At 61.2% G+C, this 23,262-nt stretch carries 24 protein-coding genes; 3 read left to right on the forward strand and 21 right to left on the reverse strand.

The genetic code is table 11. The features are described from left to right. Positions 1 to 84 precede the first annotated feature (84 nt). The 16 genes from FXB40_RS36660 to FXB40_RS36735 form a co-directional block, all read right to left on the reverse strand. Entirely contained in the window at positions 85 to 1,677 is a 1,593-nt protein-coding gene (locus tag FXB40_RS36660; RefSeq protein ID WP_148777150.1) for an alpha-amylase family glycosyl hydrolase, read from the reverse strand. A 43-nt stretch (positions 1,678 to 1,720) separates the two neighbouring features. Continuing rightward, positions 1,721 to 2,788, reverse strand: coding sequence for a UDP-glucuronic acid decarboxylase family protein (locus FXB40_RS36665; RefSeq protein ID WP_148777151.1), 1,068 nt, complete (start codon positions 2,786 to 2,788; stop codon positions 1,721 to 1,723). A gap of 12 nt (positions 2,789 to 2,800) precedes the next feature. Then, a complete protein-coding gene (locus FXB40_RS36670; RefSeq protein WP_148777152.1) occupies positions 2,801 to 3,925 on the reverse strand; it encodes a CgeB family protein in 1,125 nt (374 codons plus the stop codon). Then, positions 3,922 to 5,010 (reverse strand): CgeB family protein, encoded by a 1,089-nt coding sequence (locus tag FXB40_RS36675; RefSeq protein WP_148777153.1) that lies wholly within the window; start codon positions 5,008 to 5,010, stop codon positions 3,922 to 3,924. Before FXB40_RS36675 ends, FXB40_RS36670 begins: the two co-directional genes overlap by 4 nt. Beyond that, complete coding sequence (locus FXB40_RS36680) at positions 5,007 to 6,134, reverse strand: CgeB family protein (RefSeq protein WP_148777154.1); 1,128 nt, start codon at positions 6,132 to 6,134, stop codon at positions 5,007 to 5,009. Before FXB40_RS36680 ends, FXB40_RS36675 begins: the two co-directional genes overlap by 4 nt. Then, entirely contained in the window at positions 6,131 to 7,243 is a 1,113-nt protein-coding gene (locus FXB40_RS36685) for a glycosyltransferase family 4 protein (protein WP_148777155.1), read from the reverse strand. The genes FXB40_RS36680 and FXB40_RS36685 overlap by 4 nt, the downstream gene beginning before the upstream one ends. After that, complete coding sequence (locus tag FXB40_RS36690; protein WP_148777156.1) at positions 7,240 to 8,526, reverse strand: TIGR04295 family B12-binding domain-containing radical SAM protein; 1,287 nt, start codon at positions 8,524 to 8,526, stop codon at positions 7,240 to 7,242. Before FXB40_RS36690 ends, FXB40_RS36685 begins: the two co-directional genes overlap by 4 nt. Beyond that, positions 8,523 to 9,590 (reverse strand): SDR family NAD(P)-dependent oxidoreductase, encoded by a 1,068-nt coding sequence (locus FXB40_RS36695; RefSeq protein ID WP_148777204.1) that lies wholly within the window; start codon positions 9,588 to 9,590, stop codon positions 8,523 to 8,525. The genes FXB40_RS36690 and FXB40_RS36695 overlap by 4 nt, the downstream gene beginning before the upstream one ends. Beyond that, positions 9,590 to 10,702, reverse strand: coding sequence for an NAD-dependent epimerase/dehydratase family protein (locus FXB40_RS36700; RefSeq protein ID WP_148777157.1), 1,113 nt, complete (start codon positions 10,700 to 10,702; stop codon positions 9,590 to 9,592). Before FXB40_RS36700 ends, FXB40_RS36695 begins: the two co-directional genes overlap by 1 nt. Before the next feature lie 199 nt (positions 10,703 to 10,901). Beyond that, complete coding sequence (locus FXB40_RS36705) at positions 10,902 to 12,110, reverse strand: phosphopentomutase (protein ID WP_148777158.1); 1,209 nt, start codon at positions 12,108 to 12,110, stop codon at positions 10,902 to 10,904. Then, a complete protein-coding gene (locus FXB40_RS36710; RefSeq protein WP_148777159.1) occupies positions 12,098 to 13,051 on the reverse strand; it encodes a glycoside hydrolase 5 family protein in 954 nt (317 codons plus the stop codon). Before FXB40_RS36710 ends, FXB40_RS36705 begins: the two co-directional genes overlap by 13 nt. Continuing rightward, positions 13,051 to 13,815 carry a TIGR04290 family methyltransferase gene (locus FXB40_RS36715; RefSeq protein ID WP_148777160.1) on the reverse strand — a complete coding sequence of 255 codons (765 nt, stop codon included), beginning with the start codon at positions 13,813 to 13,815 and terminating at the stop codon, positions 13,051 to 13,053. The genes FXB40_RS36710 and FXB40_RS36715 overlap by 1 nt, the downstream gene beginning before the upstream one ends. Next, entirely contained in the window at positions 13,812 to 14,621 is an 810-nt protein-coding gene (locus FXB40_RS36720) for a nucleotidyltransferase family protein (RefSeq protein WP_148777161.1), read from the reverse strand. The genes FXB40_RS36715 and FXB40_RS36720 overlap by 4 nt, the downstream gene beginning before the upstream one ends. A 1-nt stretch (position 14,622) precedes the next feature. After that, a complete protein-coding gene (locus tag FXB40_RS36725; protein ID WP_148777162.1) occupies positions 14,623 to 15,726 on the reverse strand; it encodes a CgeB family protein in 1,104 nt (367 codons plus the stop codon). Next, positions 15,723 to 16,319, reverse strand: coding sequence for a histidine phosphatase family protein (locus FXB40_RS36730; protein ID WP_148777163.1), 597 nt, complete (start codon positions 16,317 to 16,319; stop codon positions 15,723 to 15,725). Before FXB40_RS36730 ends, FXB40_RS36725 begins: the two co-directional genes overlap by 4 nt. After that, on the reverse strand, positions 16,319 to 17,419 hold the full coding sequence (locus tag FXB40_RS36735; RefSeq protein ID WP_148777164.1) for an inositol-3-phosphate synthase: 1,101 nt from the start codon (positions 17,417 to 17,419) through the stop codon (positions 16,319 to 16,321). The genes FXB40_RS36730 and FXB40_RS36735 overlap by 1 nt, the downstream gene beginning before the upstream one ends. A gap of 324 nt (positions 17,420 to 17,743) precedes the next feature. Here FXB40_RS36735 and FXB40_RS36740 point away from each other — a divergent pair, with 324 nt between their 5' ends. Together FXB40_RS36740 and FXB40_RS36745 are read left to right on the forward strand one after the other, a co-directional pair. After that, entirely contained in the window at positions 17,744 to 18,040 is a 297-nt protein-coding gene (locus tag FXB40_RS36740; RefSeq protein ID WP_148777165.1) for a hypothetical protein, read from the forward strand. A gap of 44 nt (positions 18,041 to 18,084) precedes the next feature. After that, entirely contained in the window at positions 18,085 to 18,981 is an 897-nt protein-coding gene (locus FXB40_RS36745; RefSeq protein WP_148777166.1) for a glycosyltransferase family protein, read from the forward strand. Positions 18,982 to 18,985: 4 nt separating this feature from the next. On the opposite strand, the gene FXB40_RS36750 is transcribed toward FXB40_RS36745, so the two are convergent. From FXB40_RS36750 to FXB40_RS36760, 3 genes are all read right to left on the reverse strand, one after another. Then, a complete protein-coding gene (locus FXB40_RS36750) occupies positions 18,986 to 19,768 on the reverse strand; it encodes a Crp/Fnr family transcriptional regulator (protein ID WP_148777167.1) in 783 nt (260 codons plus the stop codon). Positions 19,769 to 19,932: 164 nt separating this feature from the next. Beyond that, complete coding sequence (locus tag FXB40_RS36755) at positions 19,933 to 20,481, reverse strand: hypothetical protein (RefSeq protein WP_148777168.1); 549 nt, start codon at positions 20,479 to 20,481, stop codon at positions 19,933 to 19,935. A 15-nt stretch (positions 20,482 to 20,496) separates the two neighbouring features. Then, positions 20,497 to 21,672, reverse strand: coding sequence for a zinc-dependent alcohol dehydrogenase (locus FXB40_RS36760; protein WP_148777169.1), 1,176 nt, complete (start codon positions 21,670 to 21,672; stop codon positions 20,497 to 20,499). Between the two features lie 162 nt (positions 21,673 to 21,834). Between FXB40_RS36760 and FXB40_RS36765 the strand changes: the two genes are divergently transcribed. Continuing rightward, positions 21,835 to 22,617, forward strand: coding sequence for an SDR family NAD(P)-dependent oxidoreductase (locus FXB40_RS36765; protein ID WP_148777170.1), 783 nt, complete (start codon positions 21,835 to 21,837; stop codon positions 22,615 to 22,617). Positions 22,618 to 22,710: 93 nt separating this feature from the next. Here the strand turns inward: FXB40_RS36765 and FXB40_RS48350 are convergent, their stop codons facing one another. Further along, positions 22,711 to 22,881 carry a hypothetical protein gene (locus tag FXB40_RS48350; protein ID WP_187437405.1) on the reverse strand — a complete coding sequence of 57 codons (171 nt, stop codon included), beginning with the start codon at positions 22,879 to 22,881 and terminating at the stop codon, positions 22,711 to 22,713. Between the two features lie 7 nt (positions 22,882 to 22,888). Further along, complete coding sequence (locus FXB40_RS36770; RefSeq protein ID WP_148777171.1) at positions 22,889 to 23,083, reverse strand: DUF3072 domain-containing protein; 195 nt, start codon at positions 23,081 to 23,083, stop codon at positions 22,889 to 22,891. Between the last annotated feature and the right edge of the window lie 179 nt (positions 23,084 to 23,262).

The raw sequence follows: 23,262 nt of genomic DNA on the forward strand, positions 1-23,262 counted from the left end.
GTGGATCACGCGACAACGGCGCCCCCACTGCTTCGTTCCTGTAAGGCTTCGTTCCTATGGCTCTATTGGGACGCCCGCTGAACCTCACGGCCGGTCGAGTTCGATTATCAGACCTTCATTGGCTCGCAGGAGGACAGAGATCGGTTGGGCAGCTGGTGTGGACCAGTCCAGGTGCGTCGACAGGAGCACATTCCCGCGACAATCCCCTTCAAACTTGCGCGGCTCGGCCGCGATGTTGAGGACAATGAGCAGTTCGCTTTGGTCCAGAGATCGCTTGAACGCCAGGACATCGTTACGGGCACGGACCGGGTGGTACTCGCCGCGCTGCAGGGCCGGGTGTGCTCGCCTTAGCGCGATGAGGCTCCGGAACAGATGCAGGATAGAGCGTTCATCGCCTCGTTGCTGGTCGACGTTGCGGGCGCCATCTGTCTCCAATGGTAACCAGGGCTCACCGGTCGTGAAGCCGCCCGCTGGGCTGTCGTCCCACCGCATCGGAGCCCGCTCGGGATCGCGGCAGAGACCGTACCCTTTGACGAGCTTCTCGAAGGGATCATCGATGCGATCATCCGGGATATGAACCCGTTCACGGCCGATCTCGTCGCCCATGAAGAAGAAAGGCGTCCCTTTCAGCGTCATCAACAACATCGCCAACGTGCGCAGCGGCGCTTGTCCGATCGAGCTTGCGATGCGCTGCTTGTCGTGGCCTCCGATGACCCAGACCGGCCAGGCGCCCTCGGGCAGAGCATTCAAGTAAGCGTCGATCGCGGCTTGCAATGCGAGCACGTCCCAAGGGCAATCGAGCAATGCGAAATTGAGCGGGAGATGGAGACGCGGCCGCTCGGTTCCATAGAAATGACCAATGCGGTCCGTCTTGCCCTGAACTTCCCCGCATAGCAGCCTGCTGTCGTAGCCATCGATCACTTCGCGAATGAACTCGATACATCGCATCGTTTCTGGCCGATCGTCGGTGAAAACCGGCGTGAAGCGCTGCGGCGGCGGCTTGTCTTGGCCTTTTGGGGCCGGCGGATTGTCGCGGAGGAGGTGATCCTTGATCAAGACGGCGCTGGCGTCGACCCGAAATCCATCGATGCCGCGATCCAGCCAGAACCGCATGACGTCTGCAATGGCCGCCCGGAGATCGGGATTTCGCCAGTTCAGGTCAGGTTGCTCGACCAAAAACGAATGGTAGTAATATTGGCCTCTTGCGTCGCACCATTCCCAAGCGCTGCCACCGAAGCGGCTGAGCCAATTGTTGGGCGGAGCACCTGTCTCAGCCGGCTCCGCCCAGACGTACCAATCGGCCTTTGGATTGTCGCGAGAGGCACTGCTTTTCACGAACCAATCGTGATCACGGGACGTGTGGTTCGGCACGAGATCGAGAATGAGCTTGATGCCCAGCTCGTGCAACTTGGCGATCAGGCGATCCATATCTTCAAGGCTGCCAAACGTGGAGTCGATGGTCCGAAAGTCGGAAATGTCGTAACCGAAGTCGCGAAAGGGACTTTTGTAGATCGGCGTGAGCCAGACTGCGTCGACGCCGAGCCAGGTGAGGTACTCGATGCGCGAGATGAGGCCGGGCAGGTCTCCCTTGCCGTCGCCATTGGAGTCCTGGAAAGAAATCGGTGCCAGTTCGTAGATGACTGCGGACTTCCACCAATCGCCTGTGGCTTTATTCATGAAGAAGCTTCGCCGCGCTATCTCTTCCCGAACGTCCGTGGTCTCATGAACGCTGATCTGCAATCGTCAATCTGCCGCGTGCCATCCGTCCCGTCTTTCTGGGCGCGATTGCCGGCACAAGTGCTGGCGCATCGGTCGCGATGCGAAGCGCAAAATAGGCGATCGTCGCCTGAAGCCCGTCTTTCAGCGGCACGCGCGGGCGCCAGCCCAACGACCGTTCGGCCGTTTCAATGACAGGCTTGCGACGCTTGGGATCATCCTTTGGCAGCGCCTCGAAGCGGAGCGGGGAGTCCGAATGTGTGTATGACAGGACCTCACGGGCAATGGCTTCGATCGTAACCTCATGCGGGTTTCCCAGATTACATGGACCGGTGACGGAGGCCGGGCTCTCCATCAGCAGCTGTAATCCCCGCACAAGATCTTCGACGAAGCAGAAACTCCTGGTCTGAGTTCCGCGTCCATAGATCGTGATGGGTTCTCCCCGCAATGCCTGCACAATGAAGTTCGAGACGACCCGACCGTCATTTTCGAGCATGCGCGGTCCATAGGTGTTGAAGATGCGGGCGATTTTGATCTCGACGCCGTACATCCGGTGGTAGTCGAACATCAAGGTCTCTGCCGCCCGTTTGCCCTCATCATAGCATGCTCGTGGGCCGATCGGATTGACGTTGCCCAGATAGGACTCGGGCTGCGGATGGATTTCGGGATCGCCGTAGACCTCGCTGGTCGACGCTTGAAGCACGCGGGCTCCTTTCTGACGCGCCAATTCGAGGATGTTCAGGGTCCCGATGACGCACGTCTTCATCGTACCGATCGGATCCTTTTGGTAGTGGCGCGGCGAGGCCGGGCAGGCCAGGCTGTAGATCCGGTTGACGTCCTCGTCGATCTCAAGCGGCTCACGTACGTCATGCTCGATGAAGTGGAAATTCGGATGGTTGAGCAGAGGCCTGATATTGTCCGTCGTCCCGGTGAACAGGTTGTCGACACAGATCACTCTGTGGCCGCGCTGTAGCAAGGCGTCGCAGAGATGCGATCCGATAAAGCCGGCGCCTCCGGCAATCAAAACGGCGGAGCCGCTACGGGGCGCATTGATGCGGGTCTGGAACGTCATGGTACTCTCCCTTCAGAACTCCGCGACCTGCACCGGCCGGATTTCGGACAATTTTCTTGGTTTGCGTTGGCGCCGCGCGAGAGCTTCCAGATAATAGGTCTCCAATTGCTCGGCTCTATGATACGACGTGTGTTCGGCGAGAACTCGCTTTCGCGCGTTCGCTGCGATCGTGCGGCGGCGTTCGTCAGTCATGTCGCGCAGGATCTCGAAGACATCCTGGGGCTTCGAGACCAGCAGAATTTCCTGCGACGGCTTGAAGATCGTCTCGATTCCAGGCCATCTATCCGAGATGATCGGCGTGCCGCAGGCGGCTGCTTCAAACATCCGAACGCTTGGGGAGAAGCCGAGCGCACGCATGTCGGCGCGGGTCGCGTTCAGGGTGAAGCGCTGCTCCGAGTAGAACATCGGATGCTGTTGTGGCGTGAGATGCTCGATCCGGGACACGTTGTCCGGCCAAACTATACTTTCGGGGTATTGTGCCCCCGCAACGACAAATTGTTCGGAGGTAAGGCTGCGGGCAGGCGCGATAAGCAATTGTTCGAGAGTCGGCTGCCTGTCGTCGCTGTAGGTCCCGAGATAACCCAGCGACCATTTCGGCTCCGCCTGTTGGGGCGTGTAAAGCCGCGTGTCGGCGCTGCAATACAGTGCTCTTGCAAAGGGGCTGCCGTATTTCTCCTCGATCATCTGCGGGACTGGACCACCGGAGAAGGAGAGATAGAGGTCGAAACGCGGGATCATTGCGGCAGACAAGTAGTCCACGCCTCCTTCGAGCCGGGATAACGTGACCGGCGTATCGATGTCATAGAAGGCTGTAATGCCTTGGGCTTGGCTCGTGACCCATTCGGAAATCGCGATGCCGTCCGGGACGAAGGAGCCGATAATGACCAGATTGGCCGCACGGATGAGTTGGCCGAAGCGGCGCGGAATGTCACTCAGAGACTCATAGAGGCTGACGTTCCACCCGGAAGGCTTCACCAGATCGCGATGGTTTCGGTACCACGAGACGTCCCGCTCCAGAAAAGTAACGTGGTGGCCACGTTGCGCCAGGGCCTCGATCAGGGCGCGATAGGTCGTGGCGTGACCGTTGCCCCAGGACGATGTGACCGAAAGACCGATGACGACAATGTTGAGCTTCATTCTGCTGCCTCGATTCGCGAACTGCTTCCGATAAATAGATCGCTGAACTGGCGCGCGCGGTGCCGATAGGTGTGATGGCCGAGGATACGCAGCCGCGCGCGGCCGGCGATCGCATGCGCGCGATCGGGGCTCAGGCCGCTGATATGATCCGCGACCTCCGCGCCGGTCGAGGCCACCAGGACCTCTCGGCCAGGTTCGAGAAAATGATCGATACCGTCCCATTGATCGGTGATCAGGCAGGCTCCGGCGCCGACGGCTTCAAAGACGCGTGTTGGTGGGGAGAACCCGTAGCGAGCCATGCTGTCGCGATTGACGTTCAACGTGGCGAGACCCGAGCCAAAGAATGCGTTGTGGTCGGCGGTTCCGACATGTCCGATCTTGCGCAGATTGGCAGGCGTGTCCTTGGTTTCCCAACCGCAGCCGCCAAGTACAAAGGTCTTTTCCGGCAACGAGCGTGCAACATCGATGAAGAAAGTTTCGACTCGCTGCTCGCGATCGGGCAAGCGGTTCGCCAGCAGGCCGAGATCGCAACCGAACCGCGGCAACGGCGGCGCCGAATAATGCGTGGCGGGGTCGAGTGCATTGTAGATCGGTACGCAGTCCCGGGCACCCATGGCGCGATAGGCGGATACGACGCCGTCGCCGCCGCCATAGGTCAGCACCATGTCGTAGGACGGGATTGTGCGGCGCAGATGATGTTGCGGATCAAGCGCCATCGCCTCGAGCGTGGCGGGCGCGTCGACATCCCAGTAGATGCGCGTCGCCTTTGATGGGATGCCGGCTGCGGCGATTTCCAATTCCTGATCGAAGACGCCGACGCCGCTTGCCTTGATCAGCATGTCGGCCGATTTTGCGGCCATGTCGATACTGCGTTGCCAGCCATCTGGCGTTGCCGGATAGACGACCACTTTCGCCCAATTAGGATCCGCGATGTCGCGATGCGCCTGGCGCTCGAAAGCGTCCGGCTCGAAGAAGGTAATGTCGTGCCCGAGTGCCGCGATTTCCTTGAGCATGCCACGATAATAGGTCGCGGCGCCGTTCCAGTACGACGAAACAAGGCTGGATCCGAAGAAGCAGATCTTCATGCGACAGCTCCGACGTATGGCCGCTGCTGCGGCTGGCCCGAGACCCGGATGTTCTCCACGATGCCGAGAAGCTGTTCCGCGCGATGACGGCAGGTGTGACGTTCCCTGATGACATCGAGGCCGGCTTCCACGGTCGCGGCGGAGAGCTCGCGGTCATCCAGCAGCATGCGCAGGGTGCGTTTCATCTGTGCTCCATCGGCAGCGCTAAAATAGGTACCTTCGGGGAACAGACCTTCTGCGTCCGACCAAGGTGCGGAAACCAATGGGATGCCGCACGCCATTGCCTCGAACACGCGAATGGTCGGGATGCCGGGAAGAGACCGGACATAAGGGCCACGCGGCACATGCACCGTTGCGCGTGCGCTGGCGAAAGCCGCGGGAGCCCAGTGCGCCGGCAGCCAACCCCCGTGCCGGATGCCAGCGGCCCGTATCGTGTCGAGCGCCGTATCGGAGTAGCGGACGCCGTAGGCGCTTGCGCTGAGTTTCAGTTCAGCGACCGGATTAACCAGAAAGTCGTTGAGTTCGGCGCTTCGTTCGCCGTCGCCCCAATTGCCGATCCAGATCAAATCGTCGGTGCGTTGGATATGCGGCAACGGATGGTACAGAGCGACGTCAGCTGCCTCATGCCACGTGAATGCCCGGTCGGCCCAGCCGAGCTTCAGGTAAATCTGGCGGAGCACCTCGCCGAAGGCGAGCACGCCGTCGAACCCGTCGAGGTCGAACTGCGCAAGTTCGTCCGGCGCGCTGACGGCCCGGTGATGGGTATCGTGAAACAGCAACGTGAACGAAGCACCCTGCGCCCGCCTGCGCCCGATCTGCGCGATCAGATCGGGCGAGTTCCACTCGTGAACGATCACGAGATCGGCGCAGTGCAGCGCCTGCTCAAGATCCAGGAATGCGTCATAGCGACGAATATCAATGCCGGGAAAGAGCGTCGCGATGTCCTCCATCGCCTGAGTACCGCCCTCTCGCATGGCATTCAACCGGCTCCAGCCGTCGACGGGTTCGTAGACAATGACCTCGTGACCGAGCGCATGCAGCTCGCGGGCATAGCCGCGGAGAAAATGTGCGTTGCCGTTGTTCCAGCAGGACGTGAACGCGTGATAGAACAGGACGCATTTCATGCGCGCACCTCGATGGGACCGTCTGGCGCGTTCGCGCCCCGCGATGTGAGCAGCCCTTCGTAGAGGCTCAGGTAAGCGCTCGTCATCCGGGTCAGGGAATAGGTCAGGGAATGCTCGTAAGCGGCACGTTGCAGCCGGGTGCGTTCGCGCTCGTCGGTGCAAAGATGGACAAGCATGCGATGCAGCGCTTCGCTGTCGGCTAAATCCACGAACAGGGCGGCTCCGCTCCACAATTCCCGGAACGTCGGAATGTCGGACAGGACAAGCGCGCAACCCGCTGCCGCGGCCTCAAGGATGCACAGGCCGAACGGCTCGTAGAGCGCCGGGCTGACGAAGATTCCGGCATGCTGCAAGCGTGCGCGCATGACCTCCCGTGGCAACTGTCCAAGCCAGCTCACAGCAGTTGACGGGCTTGCATCGGCCGGTCCCGCGACCTGGACGGGCCAGGGGAGTGCGGGTGCTGCGGCAGCCAGAGCTTCGATGTTCTTGGCGCGGTCCCAAAGTCGACCGGCCGCCATGATCAGGTTCTGTTTTCGCCCGCCGGGTCCCCCGGGCGCGATCCCATTCCAGATCACCGCGCCGGGGGAGCGGGGACGGTAGATCTCCGCGATCTCGCTGTGGAATGACCGGCTCGGGCACACCCAGGCTTGAGCGTCGTCGAGAGCTGCAGCGACCCGTTCGGTGTAGCGGCGCCATCGCGGCTGCTCCAGCCAAGCCGTGTCCTGACACGCCCGCGCCCAGGAGTTTACGCAGGAATGTGCTGCGAGCACAGTTGGCGCGCGCCAGCCGAAGGATGCCTCGCGAAAGCTGTTGAGATGAACAAGGTCCGGCCTGAATTTGGTTTCGAGGCCGGCAAGGACGCGCTGCGCGTCGGATACGTTTTGTCCTTCAGGATCCTGCCATTCGAGCGCAAGGTCCGTCTCGATCAAGCGCACGCGAGAACCATGCAGCATCGCCCGCTGATCTGCCCGCGCGCGAGGGCCCATAGTCACAAGCTCGACGTCGGCGCCGGACCGAGAGAGATGCGATGCGAGACCACAGGAATAGGTCCACACACCGCCGACCGTATCGGTGGTCATCAAAATCCTGATGTCCGAGACGCAGCTCATGGCGCGACCTGAAGTTCGAGGCTGTCGAGGGGGACGGGACGCTCGTTCTGCACGTCGCTGAACTGATCGAACAACGCGAGATAGTACTGATGCGCGCGTTCCCAGGCGAAATCGTCGGGCTCGCCCCACAGCTTCCTGTAATCCGGCGAGCCCGGATAGGGGTAGAGCGGCACTGGATCATTCGCCCAAACTCCCGCATCCTGCATCTGATGGCGCCAGCGCTGCACGACCGGATCATCGTCCTCGGGCACTTCGATCAAATTGGCCTGCACGAAGGGGACGTGACGGCGTGCCTCGACCAGCCGCTCGGCCAATTGGTCGGTGGTCATCTTGCAATTCTTGGCGAGCGCGGCGCGCCCTTCCACGGTCAGGCTCTCGATACCGGCCTCGATCGAGACACAGCCGGCGTTGCCGAGCAATGCCAGCATGTCCGGTTTCCAGAGGTCGATCCGCGTCTGCACGCCAAATTTCAGCCCGCGCGTGCGGAGCCCCTCGAGCAGTTCCCTGTTCGGAAGAAAGATTTCATCGATGAAGTAGACGTATTCGATGCCCTGTTCGCGGAGCCTATCGATTTCATCGAGGATGATCACGGGAGGGCGCTTGCGATAGGCGTTACGAAAATTGTCCTTGGCGCAGAAGGTGCAGCTGTACGGGCATCCCCTTGACGCCTCGACTTCGGCGCCTGGAGCGAGCGGCTCGGCCTCGAAGCGGTGATGGTGGTGGTGATGACGCCGGATCATTTCATCCGGCCAGCGCAGGGGCGGCTGATCCTTGAAATCCACCGCCTGAGGGCCTCCATTGACCTGGACCGAAGCCCCCTCGGCAAAGCACAGGCCAGCGAACTCGCGCTCGCCATTGGCCAGCCGAAGCAAGGAGATTTCGCATTCCCCCATCACGACGATGTCGACGCCGAGCTTCTTCAGCGCCGCCCGCGGCGTGGTCGAGCCGTGAGGACCGATCGCGACCAGGACCGGGGCGAGGTCTCGCACTGCCAGCGCGAGCTGCTGTGGAACGCGGAGCTCAGGCGGCGCGCAGCGCCAGAACAGATAGGTCGGCGCGGTCGTGACGACGACCAGGTCGGGACCGAAAGCGCGCAGTTCGGCCTCGATCTCGACCAGAGACAGATCGAACATGTGCGCGTCGAGCAGCAGGGTCTTGTGCCCGGCCGCCTTCAGATAGTGCTCGGAGATTCCGAGCTCGAGCGGGAGGTGAGCGGATCGGCAGCCGAAATAGATGCTGCCGCTGAAATCCCAGTTGGGGTTGATGAGCGCAACGCGCGTCATGCCAAGGCCTCGCGGCTGCCAGGTGGTGATCCGAAACGGCTCTCGAGCCATGTGTGGAGTGAGCGGAGACCTTCCGTGATGGCAATCTGCGGAGCCCAACCAAGCGCGGTGGACAGCGCGCGCGTGTCGGTGACATACCAGGGCTGATCACCAGGACGCCAATCGGCGAAACTGTAGGCGACATTGCGGCCGGTCAGATCGGTGATTCCATCGATCAATTCCAGCAAACTGATCGCGTTGGCGGGACCCCCGCCGAGGTTGAACACGCGTCCGCGGACCGAGTCCATGCGGTCGAGCACAGCAAGCCAGGCGGTAACCGCATCCGAGACGTGAAGCGCATCACGGACCTGCTTGCCATCGCCGTAAATCGTGAGCGGATTTCCGCGGATCGCGCTCAACAGGAAATGCGCGATCCAGCCCTGATCCTCAGTCCCGAACTGGCGCGGGCCGTAGATGCAACTCATCCGCATCACAACGGTCTGGAGACCGAACACACGAGCGTAGTCGTGAACGTATTGGTCTGCCGTGCCCTTGGAACACCCATAGGGGCTATAGAAATCGAGCGGCGTGTTTTCGGAGACACCGCCGGCCAAGACACCGTCTGTCGGAACATAGCGGCGGCCGGAGAGACTGATCGCACTCTCATCGATCAGACGGCCGTAGACTTTGTTGGTGGAGGCGAAAATCACTGGTGCCTGCCTGTTGTGCAGGCGGACGGCTTCGAGGACGTTCAGCGTACCGCGCGCGTTGATCTCGAAATCGGAGGCCGGGTCGCTCACGCTGTCGGTGACCGCCACCTGCGCCGCCAGGTGCAGCACGGCACGGACTTCGCGCACGGCGTCGATCACCGGAATCGGATCGCGGATATCGGCAACCGTGATGGCAATCTTCTCGCCGTGCCTGGACTTCAGCCACTGCGCGTTTTCGCGCACTCCGGCGCGAGCGAGATTGTCCAGCACCAGAACGTTCTCGCCGCGCTCCGCAAGCCGATCGGCGAGATTGCAGCCGATGAAGCCGCAGCCGCCGGTGATAAGGACTGGCCTGTTGTCCGGGCTTTGGGTCATCACGCAACCAATCCCCGCTGCAGCAGCTCACTGGTTGCACGTTCGGCCTGATCGTCGGCGATCTGATCCGCCAGATACTCGGCGAGCTCCCCGAGGCCGTCCTTGAAAGCAACATGTGGCTCGAAGCCGAGCAGATCGCGGGACTTGCCGATATCAGCGAAGCAATGCCGGATATCGCCGGCGCGGTACTTGCCGGTGATTTCGGGTTCGATGTCAGTCCGGCCCATGACTTCGGCCAGATCTTGTGCCACCGAAATAATGGTTCGGCTGTGACCCGAGCCGACATTGAAGACGTCGTGGGCGTGCTCGGCCTCGAGCGCGATGCGGCAGGCACGCGCTACGTCATGCACGTGGACGAAATCGCGACGCTGCTGGCCGTCCTCGAACACGAGGGGCGACCGCCCGTTGAGCAGTCGGGCGGCAAAGATGGCGAGCACGCCCGTATAGGGGTTGGACAAGGCCTGGCGCGGGCCGAACACGTTGAAGAAACGCAGGGCTACCGTGGGAATGCCGTAGGCTTTGCCCGTAATCAGGCACATGCGCTCCTGCGCATATTTGTTTAGCGCGTAGATTGAGCTCAGCGACGGCTGCTTTGTTTCAGGCGTCGGAATGGGCTCGAGAGGATGACCGGCGTTGTCGCGCAACTCCCAATCGCCGCGGCGAAGCTGTTCAATCGGCCGCTCCGCGCAGGCAAACACGCTGTGGTCGGCGTTGCAATAGAGGCCTTCGCCGTAAATGCTCATGGACGAGGCAAGCACCAGCCGTTCGACGGGCCGCTTCGACAGCGCCTGCAAAAGCACGGCAGTGCCGAGCTCGTTGGTTCTGACGTAAGGTTCGATGTCGTACATGCTCTGCCCAACGCCAACGGCTGAGGCGAGATGGAGAACCATGTCGGTCCCGCGTAAAGCGTGTTCGACGGCAAGTGCATCGGTCACGTCCCCGATCACGAGCTCAGCGTCTTCGGCAAGATAGGCCGGACGCTGGCGATTGCGGCCGTGAACCTGAGGCGAGAGATTATCGAGGATTCTGACCTCGTAACCCGCCGCGAGGAGGAGATCCGCAGCATGGGAGCCGATGAAGCCCGCCCCTCCAGTGATCAATACTCGCGTCATTCACCGCTCCGTGCCGCGTGAGACCGATCTTGCGTGATCGGCCTGGATGAGAGTGGAAGCGCGCTTTACTGATGGTCGGGCGACCCGCGCGCCAGTCACGTTCTTAGAAGCGGTGCAAGGAATGTTCGTTCCTCGAAAATGTACAAACGAAAATTTCTCTAACCTGGATCAATAATCCAGGTGAATCGCGTTCGTGGTCTCAAAAGCAGGCGCCGTGAAGCAGCGGCGGCAATTCGAGATGCTTCGCGACGGAAGCTGCGATATCGGCAAAGCCGGTCCGATGGCCGATCCGGGTGGTCCAATTCGCGTTCACGGCTAAAATCGGGACCTGCTCGCGCGTGTGATCTGTGCCGCTCCAGGACGGATCGCAGCCATGATCTGCCGTGATGATCAGAAGATCGTCGCCTCGCAGGCGGTCCAGCAACTCCGGTACGCGCGCATCGAATGCTTCGAGGGCTGCGGCGTATCCCTTGACGTCGCGGCGATGGCCGTAAGTCGTGTCGAAATCCACAAAATTGGCGAATAGCAGGCCACCGTCTGCAAGGCCATGCAGCTCCTTGAGCGTTGCGTCGAATAGTGCGTTGTTGCCGTCGCCCCGTATGTTCCGTCCCGTGCCGCGGTGGGCGAAGATGTCGTCGATCTTGCCGATCGAGACGATATCGCGATGGTCACTCTCGGCGAGATCGAGGATTGTTCGTCCTGGCGGAGGAACGGAATAGTCCCGGCGGTGCGAGGTCCGTTTGAAGTCGCGTCCGGAATTACCGATGAACGGCCGCGCAATAACGCGGCCGATATTCAGGGGATCGACCAGCTTGCGTGCGATCGAACAAACCTCATAGAGGCGTTCGAGCCCAAAGGCCTCTTCATGTGCGGCGATCTGGAAAACGCTGTCGGCCGAGGTGTAACAAATCGGTTCGCCGCTTTGCATGTGGCGCTCGCCGAATTCCGCAATAATCTCCGTGCCGGAGGCGTGACAATTGCCCAGGATGCCGGGCAGCCTCGCCTGCGCACACAGGCGCTCCGTCAGTTCGCCGGGAAAACAAGGTCTTGTTCTTGGGAAATATTCCCATTCGAAGGGGACGGGAACGCCGGCGATTTCCCAGTGTCCCGACGGTGTATCCTTGCCCCGCGACATCTCGGTTGCGCATCCGAACTGGAAATGCTCACTCGCCACGTCGTCGAGACCCGGAGGAATACGTCCGGTGGCGAGGCGACAGGCATGACCCAGCCCCATTGCCACGAGATTGGGAAGACGCAGCGGGCCCTCGCGCACCTCGCTATCGGCTTGTCCGCGCGCACACGCATCGGCGATATGACCGACGGTGTCAGCGCCTTTATCGCCGTAGTGCTGGGCATCGGGCGCGCCGCCGATGCCCACAGAGTCCATCACCAGGATCAGGGCACGCATGCACGCTCCTCGTCGGCCGCCGCAGGAAGTGAGGTGTGAGCCGAAACGCCGGTTCTCACGCAGTAACGCTCGACCATTCGCGCGCAGAAGTCTGCGAATTCGTTCACGTCAAGCGGTGGACTTGTGTGGTGAGGGGAGATGCCCCTGTGTTCTGGCGTGAAGCAGAACGTGATCGTCACCTGAAATTCCGCCAGGGCGTCCATCTGACGATCGAACCAAGCAAGAGCGTTCGGACGGAAGCTGTCGGCCCACGACAAGCCGGTCCTGAGATGCACAACGCCGAGGCGCTGCATCCAGCGTACCGCGTCATCCAGGCGATGATCTTCGAAATGGAACCACTGGCACAGGCCCATTTCGCGTGCGTACCGGCCAAACAGGTCGAGCGCGGCCTTCGGCGTTCCATCCTCGCGCAGCAGCCCCATGTGAAAATGGCGATAATAGGAGGAGCCCTCAGCCTCCTTATGCCGCGTCGTGGCTTCCCAAGTGGAGGGTAGATCGTAGAGGCTGTACCAGTGAATACGTGGCGCGCGGCCGATCAGGAGGTCTGCCGTGTGCGACAGTCCCCACGCCTGCACCTCTTCGGCACCGAAGGACGAAACGCCGACTTCGGTCACCCAGACCGGGAGCGAAGTGACGGCCTTGATCTCCTCCAGCCTGTTCGGCCATTCCCCGATTTTCCATAGATTCCAGTCCAGCGGAAAGCCGTGCACAGCCACGGCATCGACATGATCGAGAACGCCCCGGGCCTGCATGTTCCGGATGAAGGATGGGTCGATCGGCGATATACCGCCCAGCACGCGCGGCAATGTCGGATGCGCGGTACGGATCGCTTTGCCCGCGGCGGTGGCCATTTCAGCGAACTTGGCCCAGTCGGGATCGATCAGGATGTCCCAATGCGATTTGTTGTTGGGTTCGTTCCAGATTTTGGCAGCTTCGATCATCAGCCTGGTCTCCGGAAGGGATAGACCGGGCCGTCGGCTTGCGGCCGCTCGGACCGCTTGCAGAGATAAACCTCGTCTTCCGGATGCGCCGTAATGGCGAACCCAGAACTGCGGAGCATGGCTTCCACGCAGGCGCGGTTGGGCACCCACCAATTGGTCGGATCATCGGCATATTTGTGCTCGATAAAGTGGAGTTTTGGATAGCCGGGCGAGTCGAAATGTTCCGTGGTCCAGAAGTCGTAGTTCTCGTCGAGGGGATCAACCTGAGCGTCGCCGCGCAGCATCGATTGGAACAGCAGGAGATCGCCAGCCACGTGCTCATGGATCAGGTCGAGGGCGAGCAAGGGATGCCGAAGGTGATAGAGGACGCCCATGAAGATCACGAGATCGAATTTTTCGCGAAGCTGGCCCACGTCATAGGCCGACATCTTGCGAAACTCGATTCTGAGCCCACTGACTTCCGCGGCGAAGCGAGCCTGCGCCAGATACTCCTCGTCGGTATCGAGGCCGAGCACTCGCTCGGCGCCACGCCGCTTCATTTCCATCGCGTAAAAGCCGGCGTTGCAGCCGATATCCAGCACGGTCTTTCCTTCGAGCCGGTCAGGAATGACGCCGGAGAACCGTCGCCATTTGACGTTCGGGTAGTCGCCGAGAAAATGCGTGGGGGCGGTCGGGACGCCGTCAAGATCGAGATTATGAAACCACGGACCCAGCGCATCGACGCGCCGGCGAATTTCGTCACGGGAAAGGACGCCTCTTGTCATGCAACCGCTCCGTCGTTCGTGATGGCCGTCGCGCGTGCGGTGTCTGGAGATCCGCCGGCCCACAATCGCGCGCGGCCGTTTCCCGTGGTGCTTCCAGCGAGAAGTGCCATGGCCGTGCGATAGCCATCGATGGTGCCGACATCGACATAGGATTCGCCGGCCTTCACTCCAGTACCGCGACCGCCGGAGGCGAGGTAAGCATTGACCAGCGTGCCGAAATATTCGTCCTGGCGCTCGCGCTTGCTCCAGAGCGCCTGGAGCTGGCGAAACCCCTGCGCGGACATCCGGAAGGCTCCCCATATCCATTTTGACGCAGCATCCGGTTGTTTCACCTGGATCTCCATCACCTGATCGCCGTCGAGCACAACGGCGTCGAAGAGCTCCGGACGTTCTACCGGAAACAGAAGGAAGGACAGATCAGCGTTCGGCAGAGCCTGCAACGCGGCCTTGGGAAACCAGACGGTGTCGGGAAGACCGACCACGACGTCTTCGTCCCTGCCAACCACTGTGGTGGCTCGGAAGACTGCATCACACAGCCCGGATGGCTCCGGCTGCACGACGTAGGCGAGCTTGGCGTCGCCATAATGGTCGCCGAAATATTCGAGGATGTCGGATTTGCCGGGTGAGATCACGAAGCAGATCTTGTCTGCACCTCCCAAGATCAGGCGCTCCAGAAGATATTCCGAGACCGCGCAGGGACGGTCAGTGCCGTCGTCTCCGCGGCTGCCGACGGGCAGCAGTTCCTTCGAGAAGGCGAGCGGCTGGATTCGGCTGCCGCGACCCGCAGCCGGGACGATGCCCCACATGTCAGGCCTCCTCGGGTTGTTGATGGCGCGTGCCACGGCAGGCGGCTCGTTCCAGCAAAGAGATGAGTTCGCGGGCGCGCTTGTCCGATGTGTGCTGGTCCATGGTGCGCTCGCGCGCCCTCTGCGCGATGCGTTGGAGTTCGGCATCCGGCATCGCCAAAGCGGCGAGTGTGTCGGTCTGGTCGCGTGCGATCAGGATCTCGTCACCGGGAACGAAGAACGCATCAATCCCCTGCCAATCGTCGCTCAGGAGCGGAACTCCGCAAGCGGCGGCTTCGAACAGTCGTCCCGACGGACACCAACCCATTTCCGCCATCGCCGAGCGCGTGACATTGAGCGTCAGGCGAGACGACGCAAAGAACGGCGCATGTTCGGATGGCGGCAAGTGTTGAACGAAATATATATTTGGCGACCATGGGAAAGCGTCGGGATACTGGGCACCTCCGATCAGGAAGCGAAGGTCGTGCCGCGCCTGCGCGGGTCTGACGAACAGTGTCTCAAGCGTTTGCTGACGATCTTCGGAATACGTACCGAGGTAAGACAAGTCCGCGCGGTAATGCGGTTGTGGCGAGACCGGCCGATGAATATCGGTATCGACGTGACCGTAAAGCGGCTCGACACGACGTGCGCCGAGCCTGGTGCAGAACTCGTCCGAGACCCGCGCGCCTCCGGTGAAACTCAGGACCAGATCGAAGTCCTTCAAGCCGCCCGGGCCGATATATGTCACGGCTTCTCCTGCCACGAGCCTCGCCAAAGTGACCGGCGTGTCGAGGTCGTAGAACACAGGAACTGCGCGACCTTCGGCAAGGATCAGTTCGGTCGCCGCGATTGCGTCCGGACAGTAGGAGGTTACGATTGCGACGTCGGCGTCGCGAACCTCGTTTCTCGCGGTGGGACGTACATTGTCCCAATCCGAAAACAGGGTCAGACGACCACCGGGGAGCTCGTGAAGATCCCGGGCTCCGGCGTAATACGGCACGTCGCGCTCGAAGAACACGATTGTGTGCCCGAGCCGCACCAGATGCTTGCAGAGCCCGCGCCACAAGGTCGCATGGCCGTTGCCCCATGAGGAGGAGATGGTCAGACCGAAAATCACGATTTTCACGCAAATACCCGCTGGTTGATGCCGGTGATCGTGAGCTCACCGTTCTCCACGCTGAGCGTACTGATGCTGGCTGGATCAATCTCGATCGCGAGGAAGTCGTCGAGTTCAATTCGGGAATAATGCAAGAGGGCGGCGCGAATCGGCTCGGCGTGGCTCACGGCGACAATGGTGTCACCGCCATGATCGCTTCGCACTTGCTCGAGATGGCTGACGACCCGGCGCTGGAGCGATCGCATGCATTCGCCGCCCGGCGGACGGCTGGCTTCGCGTTGTGTATTCCAACTGGACCATTGGGGATCGCGGCCGAGGTCTTCAAAGGCTCGTCCCGTCCATTCGCCGTAATCGAGCTCATCGAGGGCGGGCACGATCTCGATCGGGAGACCGAAGCGGGCGGCCAGAATGCAGGCCGACTGCATGCAGCGCCGCTGCGGGCTTGATTGTATCAAGGTTGGCCGCGGTTCGATGACGTCGGCACAACGCGCCATCTCCTGAGAGCCGAGATCGTCGAGCGCAATCCCCTTCATCCGGCCGCATAGCGTGCGTCCCAGCAGGGCGTGATGGCCATGACGCACGAGATGAACGATCGTCGCCATCACGTATAGGCCTTGTCTGCGATGAAGGCCCGTGTGCGGCGTCCGGCCTCCTCATCGGTGAACTGCCGCGGCGGCGACTTCATGAAGTAGCTTGAGGGGCCCGTCAGCGCGCCGGCCTGTCCGCGATCCATCGCGAGTTTGGCGCAGCGGACCGCGTCGATGACGACACCCGCTGAATTTGGGGAGTCCCAGACCTCCAGCTTGACTTCCGCACTCAGGGGAACGCCGCCGAATGTCGTTCCTTCCAGCCGAATGAACGCAAGTTTGCGGTCGGTGAGCCAGGGGACATGATCGCTGGGACCGACATGGATATTGTCGGCCTCCATGGGAACGTCGAATTGGCTGGTGACGGCTTGCGTCTTGGATATCTTCTTGGACGTCAGTCGCTCACGCTCGAGCATGTTCTTGAAATCGGTGTTGCCGCCAACGTTGAGCTGATAGGTGCGATCGAGCTTGACGCCCCGATCGCGAAACAGATTGGCAAGCACGCGGTGAACGATGGTGGCGCCGACCTGGCTCTTGATGTCGTCGCCGATGATCGGCAAACCAGCTTCCTCAAACCGCCGCTGCCAATCGGGATTCGAGGCAATGAAGACCGGAATGCAATTGACGTAGCCGCAGCCCGCCTCAATGGCACGTGCGGCGTACCATTCGCTGGCCTGCTGGGACCCGACGGGAAGATAGGATACCAGGACGTCCGTGCGCGATGTCGACAGTACGTCCGCGACGTCAGCTTCGGGAACGTCGGCAATCGGAATGTCGTCCTGGAGATAGCGGCCGATCCCGTCCATGACCGGCCCGCGTTGCACGAACACGCCGGTCTCGGCAACATCGGAGAAGCGGTGCGTGTTGTTTGGCTTGGCCCAGATCGCTTCGGCAACATCCCGTCCGACCTTGTAGGCGTTGACGTCGAATGCCGAAGCGATCTGAATATCGCTGATGTGATAGCCGCCGAGATCGACATTCATCAATCCGGGCACCGGCTCGTTCGACTCGGCGTCCCGGTAGTAGCTGAGCCCCTGGACCAGGGAGCTTGCGCAATTGCCGACACCAACAATGCCGACGCGCACGCGCCGCCTGTCTTGAAGACGTGAATGCATGGATTGAAGCCCTCCAGGAAGAACGCGGCGTCGACGTAAGTAGATCGGCGAACGTGCGGCAGGTATGTTCGTTCCTGCCCAGATCATGCTGTGGAGCGGCCATGGCGTTTTTCAGCTGCACAAAATGCAACGAGCTTAACCTGGATTAGAATCCGTGGACGTATGGAGGGAACGAAGAGCTTCTTGGTTGAAGATGAAGAAGATGATGCTGGCGGCCGCCACCTCAAGCACCCAAAGAACCAATCCTGCCGGCCGGCGTTGGACGGGAAAGCGGGGCCCTCATCCGCATGTTGGGAGCCAGCGCGCCAGTAAGGAAGGTGTCAAATGAACACGAGCCATGCAAAGACCCAAGACAGCGAAGCCCAGAAGACCACCGACCACAATGTCATTCGGAAATGGGTGGATCAGCGCGGCGGAAAGCCCGCCACCGTGAAGGCAACCGAGGAGAATGGGCACGCCGGCATCCTCCGGATCGATTTCGATCCTCCCGATGAAGGCCTGGAGCGGATCGGCTGGGACGAATTCTTCGAGAAGTTCGATGACGCCGGAATCGCGTTCCTTCATCAAGATCGGACCAAGGACGGCGAGTTGAGCCGCTTCCATAAATTTGTAAAAGCCTAGGCGAGCCGCCTCGCGTGGGCGGGACGGGCGGCTGGACAGAAGCGATGCGTGCGGGCGCGTTCCCGCAAGCCTGGGCGATCACCGACCGGGACCTGGCGAGGCTTGCGCTTCCTCCCAAGCATACCGGCCCTCGTCATCTCCAGCGGATCTGGCGGGGCGAGCAGCTTGCGGGCAAACATGTGCTTGTCCGCTGCTATCACGGGCTCGGCGACACGATCCAGTTTCTCCGCTTCATGCCCGCGCTTGCAGCTATTGCACGAAGCGTGACAGTCTGGTGCCAGGCCGAGCTGTTGCCACTGGTCGAGCGAACGGAAGGCGTTGATATCGCGATTCCGCTTCACGATGGTACGCCCTGCGTTGAATTCGAGACTGACATCGAGATCATGGAAGTCCCCCATGCTCTCCGTGCCGGACGCGAGACAGCCGAAATGCGAGCGCCGTACCTGACGCTGCCGGATGGTGGTGCACGCGCAGAACCGCTAGAAGGCTCCAGCGGTTTGGCCGTCGGTTTGGTCTGGGAGGTCGGCGCTTGGGACAAGCGGCGTGCCATTCCTGCCGAGCTTTTGCGGCGTCTTGCGTGCGACGGCATAACGCTTTACTCACTCCAGCGCGGCGCCGGCATCGATCAGCTCGCGGAGACGGGCGCGCGGGACATCAGCACGCCCGACATCGTCGCGCTTGGGCATCTTCTCCGGCAGCTCGACCTCGTCATTTGCGTCGACACGATGGTTTCGCACCTGGCGGGAGCGTTAGAATGCGAAGCCTGGGTGTTGCTGCATGCCGACTGCGACTGGCGCTGGCCCGCTTCGGAAGCACATACCTTCTGGTATCCGACCTTGCGGCTTTTCCATCAGGAAAAATTGGGGCAGTGGGACGGCGTCGTCGAACAGGTTCGGCTGGCGCTGCTCTCGCGCGCCGAGCTGAAGCGGGCGGCCGCATGAAATTTCACGCGAGCTCCACTCCCATCGAGATTGGTGTGGGCTGCGGCGGCCGCGCTTCACTGCCGTGAGGACGGGTTCGCAGATAGGCGGGATCGAAACCTGCAAGACGGACAAGGCCCGGCCAATCCGTGATGGTCATGGTTCTACCATGCCATTGCAGGAGGTTGCGCCGACGCAACTCCTGAATCGTCCGATTTGCGTGGACGGGGGAGATGCCACATGCGGCGGCGAGGTCCGACTGCGTGAAGGGCGACGGAAAGCTGAAATCTCTTGCGAGACCGACGCCGTGGAGGCGCTCCCTGATTTCGCAAAGAAGGTGCGCCACACGGCAGAGGGCGTCACGGCTGCCCAGATTCACAGTCCAGTTTCGTTGGATGGCGAGATCGGCCAGCATCATCAGATGCAACGCGTGCGCCATCGCGGCCGAATTCGCCGACAGCTCACGAAAGAAGTCGTGAGGCACCAGGGCGATGGTCGCTGATCCGAGCGCGACAAGATTGGCCCCGGCCGAAGGATGGTAAAGCGTGTGCAGATCTGGAACGTCGCCGGGAACGTATATCGACGTGATCTGCCCGTCCTGTCCCGCCGCGACATGCCAGCAGAGATAGCCTTGGAGCAGAAGGCAACAATGGTCAGTCTCAGTGTGGTGTCGTACCACAGTCTGATGAGCTCCAACGTGCACGATGGTGCTTGGCATATCCGCGAGCAGATCAAGATCCTGGGCGGTCAAATCAGTGAGGCTGGACAGTCTGTCTGCCAGCTTGGAGAAGGCGAACCCTGCTTGCATGAGGCATCCAGTTACGCGTTGCCAGCCTCCTATTTGACCTAGGTTGCAGGAATGTCGCATTAACGTTTGCTAAGTGGGCAAAGTATGTTCACGCACACCGAGTTCTCGGTCACTTGGGTTGTAACTTCACGCAACAGGCTTTGCGTGTCGTCGCGGCTACATGTTCAGGAGGGGGCGCCGGTCCTTGCTTGGCCGTTCGTCAGCTGCCTCGCTCGATCTTTGACGGCGGCGAGCCCCTTTGGAAAGCCGCTTCGGTCGGGATAGAGCCTGCGCCTTGCTTTGGGCGAGGGACGCTTCGGCTTGGTCTCCTGCGCCGCGCGGTAATCGAGCATCGCGATGCCGCCAATCATGAGAAGCGCCAGCGCGACGTTGCCCTTCTTGGGATTGTCCGGCGTCAGTGCGGAGATGAGGGCAGCAGCATCCAGGCCGTCGCCACCGACGCGCGCCCACAGGCCGGCGTTCTTGTCGACAGAGAGGGACATGATCCCGCTGATGATTTCCCGAGCGCCGAATGCGCGCACCAGCGTCTCGTGGCCCTCCATCCCCAGCGTCTCCGTGACCCGTCGCGGCGCGAAAAGCTCGGCCAATCCGAGGCCGATGCTGAACCAGCCGAGCGCACGTGCGAGCCGATCTTCGGGGCGCGCGAGACTCGTTCCGCTGTCCACGATTTTCGGATCGCCCTTGGTCCTCACGATATTGCCGAAATGAAACATGGCTTGCTCGCTCCTTCAGGGCTTCAATACGACCTTGACGCAGGAGTCCCGCTTGTCGCGAAATACCTGGTACATCTCTGGACCTCGTTCCAAAGGGACCGTATGCGTGATCACGAAGGATGGATCGATCTCACCTTGTTCGATCCGGCGAAGCAGGTCGTCGGTCCAGCGGTTGACGTGCGTCTGTCCCGTGCGCATTGTCAGCCCTTTGTTCATGAAAGCGCCCATCGGAATCTTGTCGGAGAAGCCGCTGTAGACGCCCGCAACGGAGATAATGCCGCCGGGACGGCAGACATAGATCATCTCACGCAGCACATGCGGTCGATCGCTTTCGAGCATCACCATCTGCTTGGCGCGGTCGAGCAGCGTATCCGGTTGCGAGGCCATGACATGCGATTCCATGCCGGTCGCATCGATGCACTTCTCCGGCCCCCTGCCGTCGGTCAGATGGTCGAGCCGCTCGAGAACGCTTTCGGTCTCGAAGTTGATGGTCGTGGCGCCGCCGGCCTCAGCCATGCTCAGTCGTTCCGGGATGCAGTCGATGGCGATGACCTGATTTGCACCGAGCAGGATGGCGCTGCGGATCGTCATCTGGCCCACTGGCCCGCAGCCCCAGATCGCAACGGTGTCGGTGGGCTCTATGTCGCAATGAACGGCCGCCTGCCAGCCCGTCGGGAAGATGTCGCTGAGAAACAGCAACTGCTCGTCAGGAATGCCGTCGGGAACCTTGATGTGCGTGGCATCGGCAAACGGCACGCGCAGATATTCCGCCTGGCCGCCCGGATAGCCGCCGGTCAGATGCGTGTAACCGAACAGGCCGGCGGTGGTGTGTCCGAACACCTTGTCGCCCAGCTGCCGCTTGCGGTTGGTGGTCTCGCAGACCGAAAAATTGCCGCGTTTGCATTGATCGCATTCGCCGCAAATGATGGTGAAAGGCACGACGATGCGATCGCCCTTCTTGAGCTTGCCATCCACGCCTGAGCCGACCTCGACGACTTCTCCCATGGTCTCATGTCCCATGATGTCGCCGGGCAGCATCCCCGGGATGAAGTTGTGGAACAGGTGCAGGTCCGAGCCGCAGATGGCGCAACTCGTGACCTTGATGATGGCATCACGCGGATCCTGAATTTCCGGATCGGTCACCGTGTCGCACCGGATGTCCTCCTTGCCGTGCCAAACGAGCGCTTTCATGCATGTCTCCAACTTGGGCTTGACGCATCTAAGTCGAGCAACAAACGATGGTTGCTATAGAGGCTTCAAAAAATCGCTGACGATTGCGAGGTTTCGTGAGATTTGGAACGAGCCGCTGGCGAAGCGATTGAGCGGGATCAACGAACGTCGAAGGACCCGCTCATGCCAGCCAATCAGTTTGCCGTCGTCACCGGAGCTTCCACCGGCATCGGTCTGGAACTCGCCAAATGCTGCGCCAAGGCCGGCTTCGATCTTGTGATCGCGGCCGATGAACTGGCGATCCAGAAAGCGGCCGACGAGCTTCGCAGTCTCGGCGCGAAGGTCGAGCCTGTCCAAGCTGATCTTTCAACGACCGAGGGTATCGACAAGCTGTGTGGCGTGGTTGGAAACCGGCCGATCGACGCGCTGCTGGCCAACGCCGGAGTAGGCCTCGGCAAGGCGTTCCTCGATCAGGATTTCGGGCGCATCCGGCGCGTCATCGACACCAACATTAGCGGGACACTTTACCTGATCCATCGGGCAGGCAACGAGATGCTTCGGCGCAAGAGCGGACGTATCCTGATTACGGGCTCGATCGCGGGATTCATGCCCGGCAGTTTCCAGGCGGTCTACAATGGTACGAAGGCGTTCCTGGACTCGTTTTCCTTCGCGCTCCGGGAGGAACTGCGCGATTCCGGCATCACTGTCACGTGCCTGATGCCGGGCGCAACGGAGACCGAGTTCTTCCGCCGGGCCGACATGATGGATACCAAGGTTGGGACCGAGGAAAAGGACGACCCTGCCGATGTCGCGAAGGCCGGCTTTGAGGCGATGATGAGCGGAGAATCCGACATCGTGACCGGCTTCAAGAATAAGGTCCAGACCACCGTCGCCAACGTCACGCCGAACGAGCTGCTTGCCAGGCAGCACCGCAAGATGGCCGAGCCCGGTACCGCGAAATCCTAGAGCGGACCGAGCGAGATCCCTCGCGGCCCCCAAAAAATGTGACAGCAGCAAGCTGCGGATTCACATTTCATAATGCCGATCCTATTCCCGCGGTCAAAACTCGCGCTGTGGAACGAGGCTGTGGGCGATGGACCAGGTGGAACGGTTTTTTGTCGGCACTGCGATTGCCGGCTTTGTGATGATGGTCGCAGCGCTGGCCTGGATGGCTGTGGCCTGACAAGCAATCACGGCGTCTCGCCTTTTGGCGAGCGCGATGACCGCCAAGGCCAGCTCATTTGTCCAGCCCCGCTTCGGCACGGAGCTTGTCGATCAACTCGGAGGCTTGCGCCTTGGTGAGCTGGCTCTCGGTCGGGTCCGGCTGGTGGGACTGCTCACTCAGAGTCTTGAGGTAAGAGGCTTGCGCGCCGGTCATCGGATCATCCCCGGACACCCACTCACTCGGATCCTTCTCGGTATTGTCTGCCATCGTGATCTCCCATGTTCATTTCGCTCAACGCGGCACCTGCGCATCTGTTCCCCGTTCGTTCTTCGCGGAGCCTGAGAACAGGCCCGGGATTTTTCCGCTGGCAGGTCACGACGCAACTAGCCGAAATCGCGAAAATCTCGGGGTAGATTAACCTATCCAAATGCGGGAACGCGGCCTGC

The organism is Bradyrhizobium rifense, assembly GCF_008123425.1.
Taxonomy (GTDB): domain Bacteria; phylum Pseudomonadota; class Alphaproteobacteria; order Rhizobiales; family Xanthobacteraceae; genus Bradyrhizobium; species Bradyrhizobium rifense.

Coding starts and splice junctions, on each gene's coding strand:
- FXB40_RS36740 (WP_148777165.1), top strand. CDS start 17,744: ATGAACACGAGCCATGCAAAGACCCAAGACAGCGAAGCCCAGAAGACC.
- FXB40_RS36720 (WP_148777161.1), bottom strand. CDS start 14,621: ATGTGGGGCATCGTCCCGGCTGCGGGTCGCGGCAGCCGAATCCAGCCG.
- FXB40_RS36710 (WP_148777159.1), bottom strand. CDS start 13,051: ATGATCGAAGCTGCCAAAATCTGGAACGAACCCAACAACAAATCGCAT.
- FXB40_RS36660 (WP_148777150.1), bottom strand. CDS start 1,677: ATGAATAAAGCCACAGGCGATTGGTGGAAGTCCGCAGTCATCTACGAA.
- FXB40_RS36730 (WP_148777163.1), bottom strand. CDS start 16,319: ATGGCGACGATCGTTCATCTCGTGCGTCATGGCCATCACGCCCTGCTG.
- FXB40_RS36700 (WP_148777157.1), bottom strand. CDS start 10,702: ATGACGCGAGTATTGATCACTGGAGGGGCGGGCTTCATCGGCTCCCAT.
- FXB40_RS36705 (WP_148777158.1), bottom strand. CDS start 12,110: ATGCGTGCCCTGATCCTGGTGATGGACTCTGTGGGCATCGGCGGCGCG.
- FXB40_RS36665 (WP_148777151.1), bottom strand. CDS start 2,788: ATGACGTTCCAGACCCGCATCAATGCGCCCCGTAGCGGCTCCGCCGTT.
- FXB40_RS36685 (WP_148777155.1), bottom strand. CDS start 7,243: ATGAGCTGCGTCTCGGACATCAGGATTTTGATGACCACCGATACGGTC.
- FXB40_RS36690 (WP_148777156.1), bottom strand. CDS start 8,526: ATGACGCGCGTTGCGCTCATCAACCCCAACTGGGATTTCAGCGGCAGC.
- FXB40_RS36750 (WP_148777167.1), bottom strand. CDS start 19,768: ATGCAAGCAGGGTTCGCCTTCTCCAAGCTGGCAGACAGACTGTCCAGC.
- FXB40_RS36770 (WP_148777171.1), bottom strand. CDS start 23,083: ATGGCAGACAATACCGAGAAGGATCCGAGTGAGTGGGTGTCCGGGGAT.
- FXB40_RS36765 (WP_148777170.1), top strand. CDS start 21,835: ATGCCAGCCAATCAGTTTGCCGTCGTCACCGGAGCTTCCACCGGCATC.
- FXB40_RS36680 (WP_148777154.1), bottom strand. CDS start 6,134: ATGAAATGCGTCCTGTTCTATCACGCGTTCACGTCCTGCTGGAACAAC.
- FXB40_RS36745 (WP_148777166.1), top strand. CDS start 18,085: ATGCGTGCGGGCGCGTTCCCGCAAGCCTGGGCGATCACCGACCGGGAC.
- FXB40_RS36715 (WP_148777160.1), bottom strand. CDS start 13,815: ATGACAAGAGGCGTCCTTTCCCGTGACGAAATTCGCCGGCGCGTCGAT.
- FXB40_RS36670 (WP_148777152.1), bottom strand. CDS start 3,925: ATGAAGCTCAACATTGTCGTCATCGGTCTTTCGGTCACATCGTCCTGG.
- FXB40_RS36755 (WP_148777168.1), bottom strand. CDS start 20,481: ATGTTTCATTTCGGCAATATCGTGAGGACCAAGGGCGATCCGAAAATC.
- FXB40_RS36760 (WP_148777169.1), bottom strand. CDS start 21,672: ATGAAAGCGCTCGTTTGGCACGGCAAGGAGGACATCCGGTGCGACACG.
- FXB40_RS36735 (WP_148777164.1), bottom strand. CDS start 17,419: ATGCATTCACGTCTTCAAGACAGGCGGCGCGTGCGCGTCGGCATTGTT.
- FXB40_RS36695 (WP_148777204.1), bottom strand. CDS start 9,590: ATGACCCAAAGCCCGGACAACAGGCCAGTCCTTATCACCGGCGGCTGC.
- FXB40_RS36675 (WP_148777153.1), bottom strand. CDS start 5,010: ATGAAGATCTGCTTCTTCGGATCCAGCCTTGTTTCGTCGTACTGGAAC.